Source organism: Pseudomonas sp. FW305-3-2-15-E-TSA4 (assembly GCF_058787295.1).
In genome coordinates, this window is the sequence record NZ_JBYSZP010000025.1 from 1 (window position 1) to 20196 (window position 20196).

18 protein-coding genes, 1 tRNA gene and 1 pseudogene are annotated in these 20196 nt (G+C 61.7%); 5 read left to right on the forward strand and 15 right to left on the reverse strand.

The window, feature by feature from the left end; genetic code table 11:
* Positions 1 to 2: 2 nt before the first annotated feature.
* Positions 3 to 75 (reverse strand) — tRNA-Glu (locus AC3WMV_RS26140).
* A gap of 384 nt (positions 76 to 459) precedes the next feature.
* Between AC3WMV_RS26140 and AC3WMV_RS26145 the strand changes: the two genes are divergently transcribed.
* Complete coding sequence (locus AC3WMV_RS26145) at positions 460 to 1218, forward strand: hypothetical protein (protein WP_171061878.1); 759 nt, start codon at positions 460 to 462, stop codon at positions 1216 to 1218.
* A 668-nt stretch (positions 1219 to 1886) separates the two neighbouring features.
* Here AC3WMV_RS26145 and AC3WMV_RS26150 read toward each other — a convergent pair.
* The 4 genes and pseudogenes from AC3WMV_RS26150 to AC3WMV_RS26165 all read right to left on the reverse strand — a co-directional run bounded on the left by AC3WMV_RS26150 (position 1887) and on the right by AC3WMV_RS26165 (position 6268).
* Positions 1887 to 2768: a methyl-accepting chemotaxis protein gene (locus AC3WMV_RS26150; protein ID WP_371917821.1), complete on the reverse strand. Its 882-nt coding sequence runs from the start codon at positions 2766 to 2768 to the stop codon at positions 1887 to 1889.
* 27 nt (positions 2769 to 2795) lie between these two features.
* Positions 2796 to 3854, reverse strand: a pseudogene (locus AC3WMV_RS26155) (HAMP domain-containing protein); the annotation flags it as partial.
* Between the two features lie 108 nt (positions 3855 to 3962).
* Positions 3963 to 5315 (reverse strand): aminotransferase-like domain-containing protein, encoded by a 1353-nt coding sequence (locus tag AC3WMV_RS26160; RefSeq protein ID WP_027612324.1) that lies wholly within the window; start codon positions 5313 to 5315, stop codon positions 3963 to 3965.
* A gap of 191 nt (positions 5316 to 5506) precedes the next feature.
* Complete coding sequence (locus tag AC3WMV_RS26165) at positions 5507 to 6268, reverse strand: SDR family oxidoreductase (protein WP_103369813.1); 762 nt, start codon at positions 6266 to 6268, stop codon at positions 5507 to 5509.
* 239 nt (positions 6269 to 6507) lie between these two features.
* Between AC3WMV_RS26165 and AC3WMV_RS26170 the strand changes: the two genes are divergently transcribed.
* On the forward strand, positions 6508 to 7512 hold the full coding sequence (locus AC3WMV_RS26170) for an NADP-dependent oxidoreductase (protein ID WP_103369812.1): 1005 nt from the start codon (positions 6508 to 6510) through the stop codon (positions 7510 to 7512).
* 124 nt (positions 7513 to 7636) lie between these two features.
* On the opposite strand, the gene pyrF is transcribed toward AC3WMV_RS26170, so the two are convergent.
* Positions 7637 to 8335 carry an orotidine-5'-phosphate decarboxylase gene (gene pyrF, locus AC3WMV_RS26175; protein WP_047295723.1) on the reverse strand — a complete coding sequence of 233 codons (699 nt, stop codon included), beginning with the start codon at positions 8333 to 8335 and terminating at the stop codon, positions 7637 to 7639.
* A 295-nt stretch (positions 8336 to 8630) separates the two neighbouring features.
* On the opposite strand from pyrF, the gene AC3WMV_RS26180 reads away from it, so the two are divergent.
* The 3 genes from AC3WMV_RS26180 (at position 8631) to xopAW (ending at position 11515) form a co-directional block, all read left to right on the forward strand.
* A complete protein-coding gene (locus AC3WMV_RS26180; RefSeq protein WP_041073744.1) occupies positions 8631 to 9380 on the forward strand; it encodes a response regulator in 750 nt (249 codons plus the stop codon).
* Positions 9380 to 10429: a sensor histidine kinase gene (locus tag AC3WMV_RS26185; RefSeq protein WP_492561403.1), complete on the forward strand. Its 1050-nt coding sequence runs from the start codon at positions 9380 to 9382 to the stop codon at positions 10427 to 10429. Before AC3WMV_RS26180 ends, AC3WMV_RS26185 begins: the two co-directional genes overlap by 1 nt.
* Positions 10430 to 10663: 234 nt before the next feature.
* Positions 10664 to 11515 carry an EF-hand domain-containing protein gene (gene xopAW, locus AC3WMV_RS26190; RefSeq protein WP_103368734.1) on the forward strand — a complete coding sequence of 284 codons (852 nt, stop codon included), beginning with the start codon at positions 10664 to 10666 and terminating at the stop codon, positions 11513 to 11515.
* A 643-nt stretch (positions 11516 to 12158) separates the two neighbouring features.
* On the opposite strand, the gene AC3WMV_RS26195 is transcribed toward xopAW, so the two are convergent.
* The 9 genes from AC3WMV_RS26195 to AC3WMV_RS26235 all read right to left on the reverse strand — a co-directional run bounded on the left by AC3WMV_RS26195 (position 12159) and on the right by AC3WMV_RS26235 (position 20060).
* Positions 12159 to 13199, reverse strand: a complete 1041-nt coding sequence (locus AC3WMV_RS26195; protein WP_027612318.1) for an AI-2E family transporter — start codon at positions 13197 to 13199, stop codon at positions 12159 to 12161.
* Between the two features lie 69 nt (positions 13200 to 13268).
* Positions 13269 to 14075, reverse strand: a complete 807-nt coding sequence (locus AC3WMV_RS26200; RefSeq protein WP_103368735.1) for a DUF4892 domain-containing protein — start codon at positions 14073 to 14075, stop codon at positions 13269 to 13271.
* 115 nt (positions 14076 to 14190) lie between these two features.
* Positions 14191 to 15045 carry an alpha/beta hydrolase gene (locus AC3WMV_RS26205; RefSeq protein WP_027612316.1) on the reverse strand — a complete coding sequence of 285 codons (855 nt, stop codon included), beginning with the start codon at positions 15043 to 15045 and terminating at the stop codon, positions 14191 to 14193.
* Positions 15042 to 15848, reverse strand: coding sequence for an alpha/beta fold hydrolase (locus tag AC3WMV_RS26210; protein ID WP_103368736.1), 807 nt, complete (start codon positions 15846 to 15848; stop codon positions 15042 to 15044). Before AC3WMV_RS26210 ends, AC3WMV_RS26205 begins: the two co-directional genes overlap by 4 nt.
* Positions 15849 to 15966: 118 nt before the next feature.
* Positions 15967 to 16410, reverse strand: a complete 444-nt coding sequence (locus tag AC3WMV_RS26215; RefSeq protein ID WP_027612314.1) for a hotdog fold thioesterase — start codon at positions 16408 to 16410, stop codon at positions 15967 to 15969.
* A 31-nt stretch (positions 16411 to 16441) separates the two neighbouring features.
* Entirely contained in the window at positions 16442 to 18097 is a 1656-nt protein-coding gene (locus AC3WMV_RS26220; RefSeq protein WP_103368737.1) for an AMP-binding protein, read from the reverse strand.
* 122 nt (positions 18098 to 18219) lie between these two features.
* Positions 18220 to 18672: a phosphohistidine phosphatase SixA gene (gene sixA / locus AC3WMV_RS26225; RefSeq protein ID WP_027612312.1), complete on the reverse strand. Its 453-nt coding sequence runs from the start codon at positions 18670 to 18672 to the stop codon at positions 18220 to 18222.
* A complete protein-coding gene (locus AC3WMV_RS26230; RefSeq protein WP_103368738.1) occupies positions 18669 to 19016 on the reverse strand; it encodes a DUF4389 domain-containing protein in 348 nt (115 codons plus the stop codon). The genes sixA and AC3WMV_RS26230 overlap by 4 nt, the downstream gene beginning before the upstream one ends.
* An 18-nt stretch (positions 19017 to 19034) precedes the next feature.
* On the reverse strand, positions 19035 to 20060 hold the full coding sequence (locus AC3WMV_RS26235) for an NAD(P)H-dependent glycerol-3-phosphate dehydrogenase (protein ID WP_027612311.1): 1026 nt from the start codon (positions 20058 to 20060) through the stop codon (positions 19035 to 19037).
* Between the last annotated feature and the right edge of the window lie 136 nt (positions 20061 to 20196).

Here is a 20196-nt window from a genome sequence, read left to right on the forward strand (position 1 = left end):
GGCGTCCCCTAGGGGACTCGAACCCCTGTTACCGCCGTGAAAGGGCGGTGTCCTAGGCCACTAGACGAAGGGGACACGCTACAACATTCACTCCCTGCCGCGTTTCGCTGTGTGCTTTACGCTGCAAGTGGCGCGCATTCTATGGATGGTTTGAGAGGTCGTCAACCCCCGAATATAAATTTATTTAAATCAATGACTTCGACCTGCTTTACGGGAGCATTCGGGCTTTTCCGTCGCCCGACGATTGACGCCTATATTCCGCCACCCGCCAAGGCGTTATAGTCCGCAACACAATGATGGCAATCTGCGCACCTTGCGCCAGCATTCATATAAGCAGTGGGCAGCCGATATAGACAGAAGCTGCTGAATCAACTCGTCGAGCGGCGCTGGGCGCCTGAATGTCCAGCCACTACACTCGCATGCGAACCCTATAAAGAGGTCTTACCGGTGACACCACTCATGATCACCCTGCTAGTCATAGCCGGGATCGCAATTCTGATCGCCATTGGCTACATGAACCATGTGGTGGAAAACAACAAACTGGAGAAGGCCCGCACCAAAGTCGAACTCAACGACCGCCTGCGCCGCTGCGGCGAGCTGACCGAAACCTTCCCCGGCCAGTTCATGACCCCGGCACTCAAGCTGCTGCTGACCCGTCTGGAGCTGAACGTCTGCCAGCGCCTGCTGAACCTGGAAAAAACCAGCGCCACGACCAAGGCACGGATCACCGAACTCAGCGCACTGGTGGCCCAAGGCGAATCGATCCCGGTCAACAACCCGCCGGCACCGATCCTGACCGAAGCCAAAGCCAAGGACGTCCGCTTCCTGCTCGAAGCCTTGCACGGCCAGATCACCCGCGCCGCCCATGACGGCTTCCTGCCACCGAACGAAGCCAAACACTGGATCAAGGAAGTCCGCCACATCCTGGTCCTGCTGCACATCGAATTCTTCAACAACCTCGGCCAACAATCCCTGCAACAAAACCAACCCGGCCAGGCCCGCCTCGCCTTCGAACGCGGCGTGCAATACCTGCGCAAACAGCAAGACCCGCAGATGTACTCGGAACAACTGCAATACCTGGAAAAACTCCTGGCCCGCGCCAATGCCCAGGTCATGGACAAGATTGCTCCGGTTGAAGGCGAAGTGAACCAGTTGACCGAAGGCCTCAAAGAAGTCGAAGCCGATGCGGACTGGAAGAAGAAAGTGATTTACGACTGATGGTCGAGAGTTAAGAGAAGCCACCGAGAGGTGGCTTTTTTGTGGGGGGTGGGCTGACTGCCATTGCGAACATTCAGTTAGAGATTGGTTGGCAGTAAGGCCGCCTTCGCGAGCAAGCCCGCTCCCACAGTGGGCATGAGTTTATTCAGTTGGAGATTGGTCGGCTGTCAGGCCGCCATCGCTGGCAAGCCAGCTCCCACAGTGGGATAGGGTGAGTGAGTTAGAAAAGTGGTCGGCTGTCAGGCCGCCTTCGCGAGCAGGCTCACTCCTACAGAAGAGCGAGATAGTGCACCGCTTCGCTCTTCACCACTCAAATGGCCGAGTGTCAGCTCGCCGAAAGCTCTTGATCTTGCCGTGCCGGCCCCTTCGGCAGGCTGAGTGGAGGGGTTCATCCGGGGGGGGGTGGGAGCGCAGCGACCGTTTGGCGCAGCCAAACACATCGAGAGGAGGTGCAGCGAAGCAAACCGGAGGCGATGCCCCCGGATGAATCCCGGAGCGAAGGAACCCGAGCCTAAGCGAGGGCCGAACGCCGGGGCCAAGCCTTTTGCTTACTTTTCGGCGTCTGGAAAAGTGAGCCGCTGTAAGAGCGGAACCATAAGAAGCCGTTACCGCAGCAACGGATATTCACCCAAAACCCCAAGAACCTGGTCGGCCCAGAGGCCGCCAAGTCAAAGCCGAAAATGCCCAACCATCCCCTTGAGCTCCCCTCCCAACCGCGCCAGCTCAACACTCGAAACCGCATTCCCCCGCATCGCCATCGAAGACTGATCCGCACTCGCACGAATACTCGTAACACTGCGATTGATCTCCTCAGCCACCGAGCTCTGCTCCTCCGCCGCCGCCGCAATCTGCTGATTCATCTGCTGAATCAACGAAACCGCCGCCGCAATACTGCCCAGCGCACTCTCGGTCTGCAGCGCATCACTGACCGCCAGCTTCACCAAGTCACCACTGCTCTGAATCTGCTGCACCGACGAATGCGCTGCCGAACGCAAAGCACTGACCAGCCGCTCGATCTCCTCGGTCGATTGCTGCGTACGCCGCGCCAACGCGCGAACCTCATCAGCCACCACCGCAAAGCCCCTGCCCTGTTCCCCGGCCCGCGCCGCCTCGATCGCGGCGTTGAGCGCCAGCAGATTGGTCTGCTCGGCAACGCTCTTGATCACATCCAGCACCGTACCGATGTTCTGGATCTGCGCACTGAGGCTTTCGATGCTCGAACTGGCTGATGTCGCCGAATCCGCCAGTTGCTCGATCCGCACCATGCTCTGGCGCACCACCTGCTGCCCGCTCTCGACCTTGGCATCCGCCGTTTGTGCGGCCAGCGCGGCTTCCTCGGCATTGCGCGCCACGTCATGCACGGTGGCGGTCATCTGGTTCATGGCCGTGGCCACTTGCTCGGTCTCTTCCTTCTGGCTGTTGACCTCAAGGTTGGTCTGCTCGGTTACCGCCGACAGCGATTGCGCGGAACTGGCCAACTGCTCGATGCCCGCCTGCAAACCGCTGACGATCGTGCTCAGCCCAGTGCCCATCTGCTGCATCGCCAGCATCAGTTGCCCGATCTCATCACGCCGGGTGACCTCCACCCTCGCACTCAAATCCCCCGCCGCAATCTGTTGCGCCACCCGCATCACACTGCGCAGCGGCGCGACGATCAACCGGGTGATGAGCCACGCGGCAATCAGCCCCACCAGCAACGCCAGCGCCGAAGAACCGATGATCAACGCCGAGTTCTTCTTCAATTCCGCCTGCATCGCGCCGTCCTCGGCGCCATACGCCTGATCCACGCGCTCCATCACCTGCGCCGCACGCTGGTGCAACTGTTCGTAGACGGCTTTTTCCTGGGCCAGCAGGCCGGTGTACTCGGCGAGCTTGTCGTTGAAACCGGCGATGTGCCCGGACACTTCATTGAGTACCGTCAGGTAGCCCTCATCCTTGACCGTGGTCTTCAACTGCTCGGCCTGAGCCTGCGCCTGGGCGGCCTGCTCGATATTGCCCTTGCCGGCACTGTCGGCATCGCCCTTGCGGCTCTGATCCAGACGAACCCGCGCCTCGTTCATCGCCTGCAACATCAGCCGCGACACCTGGCTGACCTGGCTGGCCTGTTCGATGAACTGTGCGCCGTCCTTGCCTTCGGTGTCCTTCAAGGTATACGCGCCATCATCGGCCAGCCCGGCCTGCAGTACGTCCAGGTTATTGGCCACGCTGGACACCGACCAACTGGCCATTTCCAGCGCCAGATCCTTGGCCTGGGTCAGCGAGACAAACTCATCGAAAGCCTTGCGATAAGCGCCCAGTGCCTGTTCGACATCGCTCATCACCGCCACGTTGGCCGGGGACTGCGCCTTGAGTTGCGCGGCCTGAGCCAGCAAACCGTCTACGCCTTCGTGCAAGGCATCGACGGTTTTCGGATTGCTGTGCAGCGCATAGTCCTGCTCCAGCAGCCGCACCTTGAGCAGTGCACTGTTGAGCGACGACATCTGCTTCAGTCCATCGAAGCGCTGACTGATGGTCTGCAGGGACCAGACACCAATGGCAGCCACCAGCGCAGTCAACAGCAGCACCAGCACGAACCCGATACCCAGTTTCTTCGCCATACCGAGGTTGGCAAAACGTCCTTGCACGGCGGAAATCATTGCGCGTAGTCCCCTGCCAAAGTCTGTTGCCGAAGATTCGCAACGGCCATGGAGCAGCACAAGTCTCTGGCGGCGGAATAATGGCAAAAAGCTACGCACGCGTCGTTTTCAGAACGCTTGAGGTCGATTCACACCGGTACTGCGAAAAAACTGCCGGGCCCTCGGATCACAGGCATAGGCTACGTTGATCCGCTGCCACTCACTGGGTTCGCCACTCGGACTGAAGGCCCCCGGGTCGCAAAGGCTGACACCATTGCACTGCGCCTGACTGTGCAAGCGGCCAGTATCGCCCAGAGGGGCACGGGCCCAGATGAACAGGCCGCCACACGGCTTACCGAAGACCTCCCAGTCGGCGTCTTCCAGCGCCTGCAACGCGGCGACCCGATCGGTATTCAACCGTTGACGCTGGCGCTGGACCATTTTGCGATAGGCGCCATTGGCCAGAAGACTGGTCAGCACCGCCTCATTGAAACTCGAAGCGCCCATGCTACTGATCATCTTGATTCGCCCCAGCCGCGCAATCAGCGCTGGCTCGGCGTACACAAACCCGACGCGCAGCGAGCTGCTCAGTGTCTTGGAAAAGCTGCCGACATAGATCACTCGCTCATCGAGTGCCGCCAGGCGTGTGCCATTGCCATTGTGCAGGTCGGCGTAGACATCGTCCTCGATCACTCGCACATCGTGAGCGTTGCACAACCGCAGGATCTGTTGGGCAACGCCAAGTGTCAGGCAAGAGCCGGTGGGATTGTGGTGGTGACTGTTGATGAACATCGCGACCGGCCGGAACTGCCGCAACAGTGCTTCCAGCGCCTGGGGATCCGGCCCGCTCGGCGTGCGGCGCACTTCCAGCAACTGCACGCCGTACAGGCGCAACAGCTCGAACAGCGGCGCATAGCCCGGGGTTTCGACGACAACGCAGTCACCGGCCTTCAACAATGTGCGCGCGAGCAGATCAAGCGCCTGGCTCGCACCGGAGGTCGTCAGCACCTGTTCATCCAGAGCCTCGACGCCGATCAGCCTGAGGCGTTTGACGATCTGCTCGCGTAACGCCGGCAGCCCCAGCGGGCTGCTGTAATTGAACAGACTCGCCATGTCGGTACGGGCCACCTGACGGATCGCATAACTCAGGTCGTCGGATTCACGCCAGCTCTGCGGCAAGCCTCCCTCGCCGAGTTTCAACCCGCTGTGTGCCTGCCCGCAGTCAATCCCGATCACCCCACGGCCCTGCGCGGCCACCATGAACCCGGCGCCCTGACGCGGGGCCAGAACGCCTTGCGCCACCAGCCGTTCGCAGGCTTCGGCCACACACGACTGACTCAGCAGATTGGAGCGCGCAATCTGCCTGACGGAGGGCAAGCGCGTGCTCGGCGCCACACCGCTTCGCGAGATCCACTCAGTCATGCCATCAACAATCTGCTGTACGACCGGCACCATTGCCTGTCGGTCAATTCTCAATTCCATGAGCACGCAAACTCCTGTCCATTTTGCTGGCGGCAGTAAATCACAGCCGCGTCGCTCAGGCTGTGCGACAACGCCGTCAAAAGCAGCCGTTCTAACCGTTTGATACACATTGTTTAACGGTTTAACGGAACGGGCGCCCAGCAACAGGAAAACCCGCACTGAGGCGGGTTCCAGAGTGTTGCCACTCGGCGTCAGAAAGCCGTGACGCCGCCATCCACGGCCAGGGAATGACCGGTGGTAAACGCCGCGCCATCGCTGCACAGATACAGCACGGCGCTGGCGATTTCCTCGACCTTGCCGATGCGCCCCACTGGATGCATCGCGTTGGCGAATTCGCCTTTCTTCGGGTCAGCCTCGTAAGCGCGACGGAACATGTCGGTATCGATCACCGCCGGGCACACGGCGTTGACGCGGATTTTCTTCTTCGCGTATTCGATCGCCGCCGACTTGGTCAGGCCGATCACCGCGTGTTTCGACGCCGCATAAATGCTCATCTTCGGTGCCGCGCCAAGGCCCGCCACCGACGCGGTGTTGACGACCGCCCCGCCGCCCTGAGCGAGCAACAACGGCAACTGGTACTTCATGCACAACCACACACCTTTGACGTTGACGCCCATAATCGCGTCGAACTCGTCCATCGAGCCGTCGGCCAGTTTGCCTTGCTCGATTTCGATCCCGGCATTGTTGAAGGCGTAGTCCAGGCGACCGTAGGTATTGATCACCTCGTCCATCAGATTCTTCACTTCGCTTTCGACGGTAACGTTGCAGCGTACGAAGGTCGCTTCGCCGCCGGCTGTACGAATCAGCGCCACGGTGCCTTCGCCCCCTGCCGTGTCCAGGTCGGCCACCACCACTTTCAAACCTTCGGCGGCGAACGCCTGGGCGGTCGCCCGGCCGATACCGTTGGCCGCTCCGGTGACTACGACCACTTGGCCGGAAAACGTCATGCTCATTGTTATGTCCTCGAAGGGAGAGATGCAGGAGGGATTTGCAGACTCGCAGCATAGTCACCGGGGCCCGTCCCGAGTCAGCACTATCAGAAGGCTGTTTATGCCTTCATCCGTCGCAGTGATAAAAGCCTGTGGGCCACTATCACTGCACTGGATCATTGCGCATTCGCCACATCAGCCGACCTTGCAGCATTGGCCTCGAGGGTCTATCAACAAGGCTTCATTCAGTTCGAGTGCCTGCCATGACCAGTCAGACTAATCGCCAGTTCCTCCTCGCCAAACGCCCGGTGGGGGCTGCAACCCGTGAGACCTTCACCTACCAGGAAGTCCCGGTCGGCGAACCGGGCGCTGGTCAGATACTGGTGAAAAACCAATACCTGTCCCTCGACCCGGCCATGCGCGGCTGGATGAACGAGGGCAAGTCCTACATCCCGCCGGTAGAAATCGGTGAAGTCATGCGTGCCTTGGGCGTGGGCCAGGTCATCGCCTCGAACAACCCGGGCTTTGCCGTCGGCGACTACGTCAACGGCGCCCTCGGCGTGCAGGATTATTTCCTTGGCGAGCCCAGAGGTTTCTACAAAGTCGATCCGAAACTGGCGCCGCTGCCGGTGTATCTGTCCGCGCTGGGTATGACCGGCATGACCGCTTACTTCGCCCTGCTCGACGTCGGCGCACCGAAGGCCGGCGACACCGTGGTATTGTCGGGAGCTGCCGGGGCAGTGGGCAGCATTGCCGGACAGATCGCCAAGATCAAAGGCTGCCGGGTCGTCGGCATCGCCGGTGGTGCCGACAAGTGCAAATACCTGATCGATGAACTGGGCTTCGACGGCGCTATCGATTACAAGCACGAAGACGTGCTGGCCGGACTCAAGCGTGAGTGCCCGAAAGGCGTTGATGTGTATTTCGATAACGTCGGCGGCGAGATCCTCGACGCTGTGCTCAGCCGTCTGGCGCCGAAAGCCCGGGTGGTGATCTGCGGCGCCATCAGCCAGTACAACAACAAGGAAGCGGTCAAAGGCCCGGCCAACTACCTGTCACTGCTGGTCAATCGTGCGCGCATGGAAGGCTTTGTGGTGATGGACTATGCCGCGCAGTACGCCGGTGCCGCGCAGGAAATGGCCGGCTGGATGGCCAAGGGGCAGCTCAAGAGCAAGGAAGACATCGTTGAAGGTCTGGAGACCTTTCCGGAGACACTGATGAAGTTGTTCAGCGGGGAGAATTTCGGCAAGTTGGTGCTGAAGGTCTAAAGCCACCACGAAACAATTGTAGGAGTGAGCCTGCTCGCGATAGCGGTGTATCAGCCACAATCAATGTCACTGATACACCGCTATCGCGAGCAGGCTCACTCCTACAGGGTTCGGCGGTGTTTGCTTAGGCCAGTTCGGCCACGACCGACGCCAGTGCCTTGGCCGGATCCGCCGCCTGGCTGATCGGACGGCCGATCACCAGATAATCGGAACCGGCATCCAGCGCCTGACGCGGGGTCAGGATACGGCGCTGGTCATCTTGCGCACTGCCCGCCGGACGAATCCCCGGGGTCACCAGTTGCAGCGACGGGTGCGCCGACTTCAGTGCGGTGGCTTCCAGCGCCGAGCACACCAGACCGTCCATCCCGGCCTTCTCGGCCAGCGCAGCCAGACGCAGCACTTGCTCCTGCGGTTCGATATCCAGACCGATACCGGCCAGATCCTCACGCTCCATGCTGGTCAGCACGGTCACGCCGATCAGCAACGGTTGCGGGCCGCTGCGTTTGGAAAGCTCTTCACGGCAGGCCGCCATCATGCGCAGGCCGCCGGAGCAATGCACGTTGACCATCCAAACACCCATCTCGGCAGCGGCTTTCACCGCCATCGCGGTGGTGTTGGGAATGTCGTGGAATTTCAGGTCGAGGAACACCTCGAAGCCTTTGTCACGCAGGGTGCCGACAATTTCCGCGGCGCAACTGGTGAACAGTTCCTTGCCCACTTTGACCCGGCACAGTTTCGGGTCCAACTGATCGGCCAGCTTCAGTGCGGCGTCACGGGTGGGGAAATCCAGGGCGACGATGATAGGAGTCTGGCAGGCGGACATGGATGGGCTCTCAGGCAAGTCGAAATCGGCGCGCATTGTAGCGGAAGCGGCGACGGCGCGGCACCCGATGATCGGTAAATCGTCGCCGCAACCGTGATCAGCATAGCGCTCGCGGCTATTGTGTCGAACCCGATACACAACCGACACGCCGCCAACAAGCGCCCGCGCTAGCCTCGCCAGCCGCAACACGTCCTTACATCAGCACTTCCCGCCTCACGGCAGGACGCCTATGCTGAAACCACCACCTCGCAGCCCATCTTTGTGGTTGGCGGCCTACTGGCAGATGAACAGCCCCATGCACAACACCCAGACCACCGTGACTGATGAGCAGAAAGACGACAAACGCTGGAGCATCCGCGCGCTGATCGTCGATGACGATGTGCCGATCCGCGAATTGATGATCGACTACCTGGCCCGTTTCAACATCCACGCCAGCGGCGTCACCGACGGCGCGGCCATGCGTCAGGCGATGCAGGCCGAGCATTTCGACGTGGTGGTGCTCGACCTGATGCTGCCCGGCGAAGACGGCCTGTCGCTGTGCCGCTGGCTGCGCGCCGAATCGGACATCCCGATCCTCATGCTCACCGCCCGCTGTGAACCCACCGACCGCATCATCGGCCTGGAACTGGGTGCCGATGACTACATGGCCAAACCGTTCGAACCACGGGAACTGGTGGCGCGGATCCAGACCATCCTGCGTCGGGTTCGCGATGACCGCACCGAACAGCGCGCCAACATTCGCTTCGACAACTGGCGCCTGAACAGTGTGCTGCGGCAGTTGATCGCCGACGATGGCCTGGTGGTGCCGCTGTCCAACGCCGAATTCCGCCTGCTCTGGGTGTTCATCGAACGCCCGCGCCGGGTACTCAGCCGCGAACAACTGCTGGATGCCGCCCGTGGCCGTTCGATCGAGGCGTTCGACCGCAGCATCGATTTGCTGGTGTCGCGCCTGCGGCAAAAACTTGGTGACGACCCGAAAGCCCCGCAGTTGATCAAAACCGTGCGCGGTGAAGGTTACCTGTTCGACGCGCGAGACATCGGCTGATGCGAGCGCGCTTCGACACGCTGTTTGGCCGCCTGTTTGGCATGCTGTTCGTGGCGATCGTCCTGGCGCACCTGCTGGCCTTTGCCTGGTTTCACCACTACGGCCCGCCCCCGCCGCCACCCCCGCCGGAATTTGCCGCGGGCGTCGACGGTCAGCGGCCGCCGCCGGATCCACGTTTCGCCCATCGCCCGCCGCGCCCCTGGTTCGGCGGGCCGTTGGTGCCGCTGACCTTCCAGTTCATCTCGCTGATGATCGCTGCGTGGTACGGCGCCAAACTGCTCAGCCGGCCGATCCAGCGCCTGAGCGATGCCGCCGAACGCCTCAGCGAAAACCTCGACAGCCCGCCGCTGGACGAGTCCGGCCCGCGTGAGGCACGACAGGCGGCGCACACCTTCAACCTGATGCAACAACGCATTCGTGAACAGGTGCAGCAGCGAGCACGCATGCTCGGCGCCGTCTCCCACGACCTGCGCACTCCGCTGTCGCGGTTGAAGCTGCGCCTGGAACAGATCGACGACGAAAAACTGCAAGGCCAGATGCGCCAAGACCTCAACGACATGATCGGCATGCTCGACGCCACCCTCACCTACCTGCACGAACAGCGCACCAGCGAAGCGTTGCAGTTGATGGATGTGCAGGCGCTGGTCGAATCGTTGTGCGAGAACGCTCAGGATCAAGGTGCAGACGTTGAAGTCAGCGGCCATTGCGCACCGCTGCAGGTGCAGCCGATGGCGCTGCGCTCGTGCATCAACAACCTGATGGACAACGCCCTGCGCTACGCCGGACAGGCACGCATCGAACTGCAGGATCAACGCGAGCAACTGCTGATCCGCGTGATCGACCACGGCCCGGGGATTGCCGAAGACAAGCGCGAGGCGGTGTTCGAACCGTTCTTTCGCCTGGAAGGCTCGCGCAACCGCAACTCCGGCGGCGTCGGCCTGGGCATGACCATCGCCCGCGAGGCAGCGCAGCGTTTGGGTGGACAATTGAATCTGGAAGAAACCCCGGGTGGCGGCCTGACCGCAATCATCCGCCTACCGCGCACTTAAGAAACACACCTATCCACCGTGGGAGCGGGCTTGCTCGCGAAAGCGGTGTGTCAGTCGACTTCTGTGTTGAATGATCGGCCGCCTTCGCGAGCAAGCCCGCTCCCACAGGTTTCAGTGGTGTTCACTCCATCGTGTATACCCACCGGTACAAAGCCAAAACACCCAGGACATCTTGCCCCTTGAGTCTGCACAAGCCGGTACACCCACCGGTTTTACAGTCCAAGGAGTGAGCCCATGATCGGTAGCGTCAGCAATTACACGAGCTATACCAGCACCAGCAGCACCACCCAGAACGCCCGCAGCCAGCAATTGCAAAAGGAACTGTTCGCCAAACTCGACAGCAACGGCGACGGCGCGGTGGATCAGGACGAACTGAAAAGTGCCCTGTCGCAGAAATCCGACGATGGCCTGCTGGTCAACCTGAGCAAGCAATTTGGCGATCTGGACAGCGACGCCAGCGGCAGCCTCAGCATCGAAGAAATGACCGCCATGGCGCCCCCACCGCCACCGCAGGATCAAGCCCCCAACACCGATCTGGCCGACGCCCTGATCAGCGCCCTCGACGCCGATGGTGATGGCGCCATCAGCAGCGACGAACTGAGCAACGGCCTGACCAGCGCCGGCAGCAGCGCCGACAGCAACCAAATCTTCTCGGCCCTGGACAAGAACAAGGACGGCACCGTCAGCCAGGACGAACTCACCGCCAGCCTCACCCCACCACCGCCACCACCGCCGCAACAAGCCTCCAGCAACGAACTGTTCAGCCAACTGGATGCCGATGGCGACGGCAGCATCAGCGAGACCGAACTGAGCAGCGCGTTGCAAAGCAGCGACAGCGCCTCGACGAGTAGCACTGATACCAGCGCTGCATTGCTCAAGGTACTGGACAGCGACAGCAGTGGCGGCGTGAACAGCGACGAACTGAAAGCGGCGCTACAGGCAGGTCGGGATCGCCCGCCCGAAGAACAGACCACCAGTACCCAGACCACCAGCGAAGCGCTGAACCGGATGATTGCCAACTTGAGCAAACAGTACTCGCTGGACAATGCCGCGCCGGTGGGCAAATACCTGAATGTGGCGACCTGACCCGATGTCGTAATGGATGATCGTTTCCATGCAGCGGTGTGGGAACGGTCATTTGGGTGTAACCGTGAGAGATTGGTTGCCTGATATGCCTCTTCGCGAGCAGGCTCACTCCTACAATTGGATGGAGTGCATTCAGTTGGAGATTGTTCGGCTATAAGCCCGCCTTCGCGAGCAAGCCCGCTCCCACAGTTGGATTGGGGGTGGTCAGTTGGAAATTGGTCGGCTGTCAGGCCGCCATCGCCAGCAGGCTGGCTCCCACAATTTTTAACTGTATGCACCGCACGCGGCGAAGCCGCCCCACTCAATGGCCGAGTGTCAGCTCGCCGAAAGCTCTTGATCTTGACCTACGGGCGACATCGGAAGGCTGAGTGGAGGGATTGATCCGGGGGTGGGAGCGCAGCGACCGTTTGGCGAAGCCAAACACAGCGAGAGGAGGTGCAGCGAAGCAAACCGGAGGCGATGCCCCCGGATGAATCCCGGAGCGAAGGGACCCCGAGCCCCAGCGAGCGGGCCGAACGTAGGAGCAAGCGTTTTGGGTTACTTTTTAGGCGTTTGTAAAAAGTGACTCGCCGTAAGGGCGAAACCGCCAGCCGCAACCCCCAAAAAAACGGATATGCCCACAACCCCAAAAAAGCCAGGGCGCCTAAACCCGAGCCTGACTCTTGCTCCAATCCGTCAACAAACTATAAGCCACCGCCAACAACGTAGGCCCGATAAACAACCCGATAAACCCAAAAGCGATCAACCCGCCAAACACCCCAAGCAATACAATCACCAACGGCAGATTCCCGCCGCGGCTGATCAGATAGGGCTTCAACACGTTATCCACGCCACTGATGATGAACGTCCCCCAGATCCCGAGAAACACCGCCATCCCGTATTCACCTTTCCAGGCCAGCCAGGCCGTGGCCGGAATCCACACCAACGGTGGCCCCATCGGAATCAGACTCAACAGAAAGGTCACGATCCCCAGCACCAGCGCCCCCGGGACCCCGGCAATCAGGAACCCGACCAACGCCAGAACCGCCTGCGCCGCCGCCGTACCGATCACCCCGTTGACCACCCGCTGTACAGTGCCGGCCACCAGCTCGATGTAATACCCGGCTCGCTCGCCGATCAGGCGCTGCAGCAGACCGTGCACAAACGCCGCCAAGCGCGGCCCGTCGCGATAGAAAAAGAACACGAAGACAATGCTCAATGTCAGCTCGAGAATCCCGCCGCCGATCTGCGCACTGCGCGCCAGCAACCAGTTACCGACCTGCCCCAGATACGGTTTGATCGACACCATCAGCGCTGCGCCCTGCTGATCAATGCTGTTCCAGATCCCCACCAGCCGCTCGCCCACCAACGGTACGCTGCCGAGCCAGACCGGCGCCTCCGGCAGACCATCGACCTGCACATCCTTGATGAACGCCGTGGCATCGCGCACGTGATCGGCCAGGTTGAACCCGAGCCACACCAGCGGCGCCGCCACCAGCAACATCCAGCCCAGGGTCAAAATGGCCGCGGCGAGTGATTCGCGGCCATTGAGCCAGCGGGTCAGCAGACGCATCAGCGGCCAACTGGCGAACGCCAGCACCGCGCCCCAGAACAGCGCCGACCAGAACGGCGCCATCACCCACAGGCTGGCACCGAACAGCACCAGCAGGAGGATTTGCACCAACAGCCGATCGTTATTGAGCATGTACAGTCTCGAAGAAGTCAGTCGGTCAAAGAGTAGGCGAACACGCCGCGCGTGCACGCCCGATGCAGCTTACCGCAACAGATCGATGCGCAGGCCAGAGCCGTCGGCGCTCCCCGCCTCCATCCGTGCCGCCCGCACCCCCTGACCGATCAGCGCCTGACGCCAGGCCTCGGCCTTGGGTCCGGCAATCGTCACGCGTTGGGTGGTGTCGAGGTTCAAGCCACGGGAAATCAGTCGTAACCAGGTGTCATCCGGATCGCCGGTCAGCTTGGGAAAGTCCAGTTCACCGGTACTTTTGAGCTGTCGCAACAGCGTGGCCGAGGTCGGCAGCAACACGCCCAGCGGCGCGCCCGCTTCGAACTGTTCGACATGCAGGTAGGCTTTGCGATTACCGCGGGTGATGCTGTAGAGCGCGACCAGGGTGTTGTCCTTCGGTGCGGCCAGACGCAACAGCAGATAGGCCTGTTGCTCATCGGCACCGTACAGCTTGGAGTTGCCGAACACTTCATTGGCCCACAGGCTGCTTTCGCCACAATCACGGGCCTGACACCAGAACAGCAACTCGGCGTCCTGCTTTTGCAGGGCTTCGCGGGCGGCGGTGAAGGCTTCGGTGGCGGAATGCTCAGGCGGCAACTCGTAGGTGACCGAAGTGGTCTGGCCGCGCGCCGTGACCTGGCCGTCAAAGCGCAACTGGCCGCTGATCTTGCGGATCGAGCCCAGCGGATAGATCCGCTCAAGCTCCACAGGAGGGCGATAGTCGACGATCTGCGCATCGGCCAGACGCGGCACGATCTGCAAATCCTGGCTGCCGGGCACGTCGGCGGCGAACGAAACGGAACTGAAACAGCACAGCGCCAACAGACTGAGTGACCGCATAGTCAGGCTCATCGGATCGGCATGGCTTGGCGGGTCGGGGGCGCAGCGGTATAGAAATCCATCGAGTTTGTCTCCCATTTCAACCCGCCCAGCCTCGACAGTTGCCCGGTGCAAGTCAAGGAATGGCGAAGAAGCGATTGAAACAGTCTGCGACAAGGTCGGCACCGGACTCATCGTTCAGGTGCAAATGATGCCCGCCCGCCAGCTGTTCCTGGCTAAAGGGTAGACGCTCCAGCAACTCCGGATGTTTGGCCAGCATGCCGTCGGCGGCCACCACCAGTTGCGCCGGGCAGGTGATGCGCTGGACGAAAGCCATCGCCTGCTCTTGAGTCAGGCGCAGCGGTGACGGCAGGGTCAGGCGATTGTCGGTGCGCCAGGTATAACCGCCGGGCACCGGCATCAGGCCGCGCTGCGCCAGCAGTTCGGCGGCTTCGCGGCTGACCGCCACCAGCCCCTTCATCCGCGCTTCGATGGCACGATCAAGGGTGTTGTAGACCGGCTTGCGCTTCTCGCGCAAATCCAGTTGCGCCTGCAGGGCCATGCCCATGCGCTCGGCAGCATTTTCGCCTTTGTCCGTAGGAGGAATCACCCCGTCGATCAACGCCAGGTGGCTGATGCGCTCCGGCAACGAACCGGCCAGCACCAGCGAAACGATCGCGCCCATCGAATGCCCGAGCAGGCCGAAGCGCTTCCAGCCCAATTGCTCGGCGACCTGCAACACGTCGTGCGCATAGTCCCACAACGCATAACCGGCGCCGTTGGGCCGATGCCCGGAATGCCCATGCCCGGCCATGTCCAGCGCGATGATGCGCAGGCCTTTGAGCTTGGGCGCCAGGCGCGCAAAGCTGTTGGCGTTGTCGAGCCAGCCATGCAGGGCAATCACCGGCAGACCGTCCTCGGGGCCGAACAAGTGCGCCGCCAGTTCGATATGCGGCAGGCTCAAGCGCACTTCTTCAAAGGTCGGGCTCATGCGCAGTCCTTCTGTTGGCGGCGCTCCCAGCGCGTAAACAGCTCTTTGAGCAGGCGCGCCGTGTCTTGCGGACGTTCCAGCGGAAACATGTGCCCGCCCGGCATGCTCAGTGCTTCACCCTGCGGCAGGCGCCCGACGAATCGGCTGTGATGACGCATGACCACCCGACTCTTGTGCCCACGCACCACCGCCAGCGGCACTTTCAGCTGACGAGTGCGACCGGGACTGGTGTGCGGCACGCCGCGATAGATGCTGATTTCAGTGGCCGGATCAAAGCGCAGACGCAGCTTGTCGCCAACCGTATGCAGCCCGTGCTGCAGGTAGGCATCGAAGCATTCCGGATCGAAACCGCGAAACAGGGTCTTGCCGGCAAAATAGCTGCGCGCCGTGTCGAGATCGGCGAACTCTTCGCGCCGCCCCAACGTACGTCCGGCCGGGGTCAGTTTGTCGATAAAACCGAAGCGCTTGGCCGCGCGGATCACCCACTGGTCGGTGCGGGTCAGCACCGGCGAGTCGAGCATGACCACGCCGCGATACAGCTCAGGGCAACGCAACGCCGCGTGCAGGTGCAACACGCCGCCAAACGAATGGCCGACGCCCCACACCGGCTGATCCTGTTGCCGCAGATGGTGGATCAGTTCGTCGACCAGGTTGTACCAGTTGTCGTCCGCCGGGAAACGCGGGTCATGGGCATGCTGTTCCAGATGCGCGACCCGATACTCGGGCGCCAGCGCCGCGAACAACTTGCCATAGGTGCCCGAGGGAAACCCGTTGGCGTGGGCGAAAAAGATCGGTTGCGACATGCAGGTTTATCCATGAGCGGAAACATGCCGCTGATTGTCCGCAAGAGCGCGGCCCTGAGCAATGACCGTAACTGCCAGGAATGATGACAGTCCGGTCATGGCGATGGCGCATCTGACCTCAACGCGCCGGCGGCTGCTCGCCCAGTGGCACCACCGCCATGGTCAACCGCGACACACAACTGGCCTTGCCCTCGTCACTGGTCAGGCGGATGTCCCAGACATGCGTGGTGCGGCCGATGTGAATCGGTTTGGCCACCGCGGTCACGCGCCCGCTGCGCAAACCGCGCAAATGGTTGGCATTGATCTCCAGCCCCACGCAGTAGAACTTGCTGGCATCGATGCACAGATAACTGGCCATCGAACCGACGGTTTCCGCCAGCACCACCGAGGCGCCGCCGTGCAGCAGACCGTAAGGCTGATGGGTGCGGTGGTCGATGACCATGCTCGCCGTCAGCGATTCCTCGTCGAAGGACTCGAAACGGATATCCAGCACTTCGCCGATGGTGTTTTTCTGGATTGCGTTCAACTGCTCGATGTTCGGAGTGGTGCGCCACAAGCTCATCGCAGGCTTCCTTTGTTGTTTTGGTGGTCACTCAATCCTGCCACAGCACCGCCTCGCTGCGCGCGCTCCATTCTTCAAACCGCGCGCCGTAGGTGTCTTCAATGACGTTGCGCTTGATCTTCAAGGTCGGCGTGAGAAAACCGTTTTCCACCGCCCAGCTGTCCTTGACCACCACCAGCCGGCGCAGGCGCTCGTGTTTGTCGAGCACGGCGTTGACCTCTTCCAGCAGTTTTTCCAGGCTCGAATGCAGGCTGGCCCGCCCTTCGTCCTGATTGACCGTCGAGAGCACGCACAAGCCCAGCGGCGCACTCAGGCCATCGCCGACCACACAGACCTGTTCGATCCGCGAGTGCACCGCCAGCCGGTTTTCAATCGGCGCCGGGGCGACGTATTTGCCTTTACTGGTCTTGAAGATTTCCTTGAGCCGGCCGGTCAGGCGCAAGCGCCCCTCGGCATCCTGCTCGCCCTTGTCGCCGGTACGCAGGAAGCCGTCCTCGGTGAGGGTCTCGGCGGTTTTCTGCGGCTCCTTGAAATAGCCGAGCATGTTCGCCTGACTGCGCACCTGCACCTCGCCGGACTCGTCGATCCGCACCTCGACCTCCGGGCAAGGTTTGCCGATCCAGCCCTGTTTGTACTGGCCCGGCAGGCAGATGTGCGAGTAGCCGCAACTCTCGGTCATGCCATACACCTCCAGCACATCGAGGCCGAGTTTCTGATACCAACTGAGCAAGGTCTGCGGCACCGGTGCCGCACCGGACAGCGCCACGCGCAAGGCATCAAGGCCCAGGCCGGCCAGCACCTTGTGCCCGACCCGCTTGCCAAGGAACGGCAGGCCGAGCAGGAAATCCAGGCGCTTGGCCGGAATCTTGCCGTACACGCCCATCTGGAATTTGGTCCAGATCCGCGGCACGCCGAACATCGCCGTGGGCCGCGCCCGCTGCAGGTCGGTGATGAAGGTGTCGAGGCTTTCGGCAAAGAACACGGTTTGCCCGGTATAGATCGAGGCCAGCTCAACGAACATGCGTTCGGCGACATGGCACAGCGGCAGGTACGACAGCAGCCGGTCTTGCTCGTTAAGCCCGAACAGTTGCGTGCCGCGAGTCGTGGCGAACCCCAGATTGGCAAAGCTGTGCATCACGCCTTTGGGCAACCCGGTGGTGCCTGAGGTGTAGATGATGGTTGCCAGTTGTTCGCCTGGCGAGCGCGGATCGTCACGGATTGGCGAGCTTTTTTGCAGGTCATCCCAACTGAAATCGAATTCGCCGGGCGGGTGCAGCGGCAGGCTGATGGTCGGCAAATCCGCCGGCACACCGACCGATATGCCCGGCCAGTCATCGAGTTTGCCAATGAACGCCAGCACACTTTCCGAATGCGTCAGCACCTGATTCACCGAGTCGGCGGTGAGGTTGGGATACAGCGGCACCGAGACGTGCCCGGCCATCCAGATCGCCAGATCGGCAATGATCCAGTGCGCGCAGTTTTTCGAGATCAGCGCGATGTGGCTGCCCTGCGGTAATTCCCGCGCGCGCAGCCAGTGCGCGGCACAACGCGCTTGATGACCGACGTCGGCCCAGGTCAGGGTCTCGACCTGCCCGCCGCCGATGGGCTGCACCAGAAAACGCTGGCGCGGGTGCCGGGCCTCACGCTCGTAGAACACGTCCAGCGGCAAACGGAAGGCGGCAGACATGCGACTCGCTCCTGTTTTTTGGGTCTGGAGCAAGCGTAGTCAACCAAGCAAGTGCTTGGTTGGAAAATTCAAACAAATAATTTCAACTGAAAATGAGGGCCCGCTCCCACAAGGAATCAGTGTCAGGGGTGCTTGAGGCTGTTGAGGGTCATCGAGCCGATCAGCAGTTCAGGGCTTTCCAGCTCAGCCAGACCGGCAGTGCCGACCTTCTCCGGTGGATGCCCGGCGCCGTGCTGCAGATAGCTCAGCAGGTTGCCCACCAACGGGTTATGGCTGACCAGCAGCACATTGCTCACCGACACCAGTTGATCGGTGACCTTGTCCGGATCGCTCTCTGGCTTCAGCCAATCGACCGTGCGGATCTCCGGCTCGAACCCCAGCGCCTCGCGGACAATCTGTGCGGTCTGTTGCGCACGCAGATAAGGGCTGGCGTAGATCGCCGTCAGTGGCTGGCCGATCAATTGCGCGGCGCTGCTCAACGCTTCTTTGCGACCGTGTTCGGTCAACGCCCGCTCGGAGTCAGGGCACGAGCCGTAAGGCACCGCCTCGCCGTGACGCAACACCCAGAGTTTCATAGCTTGGGTTCCTCATCGCGGGCCGGATGCGGCGCTGGCGGCACGGCGTGCGGTGCTTCGCCTTCCGGGGCACGCGGGGTTGGCCAGTCGGCAAACGGCCAGGGTTTCTGGTCGCTGTGAAAGCTGCCGAAGCGGCCGATCTGCGCGAGGAACTGGCTCAGGCTGTCGCCGAAATTCATCAGGCTGGCGCTCGGCGCGCCGTAAATCAAACGATAGATCAGTTGCACCAGCACCACGGCGCCGAGGATGAACTGCGCCACTTGCCAGACCAGCACGTAGACGATCATCCACACCACCCGCAGGAGAATGGATTCGTACTTGGCTTCGGTTTTCGGATCGTTCATGGCTCGCTTCCTGTTGAATCAGTTGAAACCGCTGGTGGAAATAAAGTCGACGTCGGTTTTCGGCTCGGCACGCATCAGTAGACCGATTACCTGCTCCAGCGTGCGTCCCTCAAACAGAATCGCATGCAGCCCGGCGACCAGCGGCATGTACACGCCAACCTCCTGGGACTTGGCCTTGAGCACCTTCAGGGTGTTCACGCCTTCGGCGACTTCGCCCAGACGCGACACTGCTTCATCAAGGCTCAAGCCCTGACCGAGGGCAAACCCGACCTGGTAGTTGCGGCTCTTCGGCGACGAGCAGGTGACGATCAGATCACCGACCCCGGCCAGACCGAGGAAAGTCATCGGGTTGGCACCCTGGTTCACCGCGAACCGGGTCATCTCGGCCAGGGCGCGAGTGATCAGCATGCTCTTGGTGTTCTCGCCCATCTCCAGCGCCACCGCCATGCCGGCGATGATCGCGTAAACGTTTTTCAACGCCCCGCCCAGTTCGACACCGAAACGGTCAGCACTGGCGTAAACGCGGAAGGTGCGACCATGCAACGCAGCCTGTACCGCTTTGCAGAGTTCTTCGTCTTCGCTGGCGACCACGGTGGCGGTCAGCGCGTGTTCAGCGATCTCCCGCGCCAGGTTCGGCCCGGACAGCACGCCGATGCGCGCCTGCGGGGCGATCTCTTCGAGGATCTGACTCATCAGTTTGAAGGTGTGGGCTTCGATGCCCTTGGTCAGGCTGACCAGCATCTTGCCGCTCAGGCGCTCGGCGTGGGCGGCCAGCACCGTGCGCAATGCGCTCGAGGGCAGCGCGACGAAGCACAGCTCGCAGGCATCGAGGGTGGCCTGCAGGTCAGTGACCGCAGTCACTCCCGGCAGAATCTTGATGCCTTTGAGGTAACGCGGATTCTCGCGGTTGACCCGGATGGCCTCGGCCTGCTCGGGGTCACGCATCCACTGCCGGACTTGATGGCCGTTCTCGGCCAATAGATTGGCCACGGCGGTACCAAAACTTCCGCCTCCCAGGACCGCAATCGGGCGCTGTTCAGTCATATGCAATCCGTTAATCCATACCAGTGGCGATGCCGGCATTATACGGGGCGGCCGGAGCGCGGCCAGCCCCTGCGTCAATTACCGACACTTGTAGGAAGAAGACCAATAAAGCCGAGGAAAATGCCCGCATCGTGAC